The organism is Streptomyces sp. NH27, from assembly GCF_056859195.1.
Genome location: NZ_JACEGK010001029.1, coordinates 1 through 790, shown reverse-complemented (window position 1 = coordinate 790; position 790 = coordinate 1). Strand labels below are relative to the sequence as shown.

The 790-nt window shown below is 69.4% G+C and carries 1 protein-coding gene; it reads left to right on the top strand.

Translation table 11 applies throughout. The features are described from left to right. Positions 1-133 precede the first annotated feature (133 nt). Positions 134-790: Scr1 family TA system antitoxin-like transcriptional regulator (locus AC13HU_RS37830; RefSeq protein WP_483046531.1), on the top strand; the 657-nt coding region annotated here is incomplete at its 3' end.

The following is a 790-nucleotide window of genomic DNA, read 5'->3' as shown; positions in this document are numbered from 1 at the left end:
CCCGTAGACCCCGTCGTCCGGGGGCCACCTCCCAACACCCCACCCTCACCGCGCCCTTCACCTGATCCTCTCCACTCCGCCCCGCCGATCGCCGTGTCCGGCCGTAGAACCATGCCCCGAGGAGCCCCCACACATGAGCCCCACCAGCGCAGCCACACGCACCCACCCGCCCCTCGCCGTACCGCGGGAACACCAGGACAAGCCCGGCACCGTGAACCCCGCCAGCGCCCAACTCCTCGACGCCGGAACGGTATCCGCCCGCATGCTCTACGCCAGCCAGCTCGCCGAACTACGCAAACGCTCCGGACTCAGCCTCGTCGAGCTCTCCCAACGCTGCCGGTACGAACAGTCCTACCTCTACCGGCTGGAAACCGGCGACCGGCTCGGCACCGCCGAAGCCGCCACCACCCTGGACCGCTTCTACGACACCGGCACCCTCCTGCTCAGGCTCTGGCGCCTGGCGAAACACGAAGCCAAACAACGCCCCTTCTCCTTCGCCGGCCTCGCCGCACTGGAAGCCGCCGCGACCAGCATCCAGGATTACGCCATCAGCGCCGTCCCCGAACTGCTCCAAACCCCCGCCTACGCCGAGGAACAGCTCACCAGCGTCGGCCCCCACACCCCGGAACAACTCACCGCACACATCGAAGCACTGCGAGACCGGCAAGCCCGCCTGACCAACAACCACCCGCACCCGATCCACTACCGCGCCGTCCTGGACGAGTCCCTCCTCCACCGCCAGGCCCGCAGCGCCGCGACGTGGGCCGGGCAACTCGACCACCTCATCACC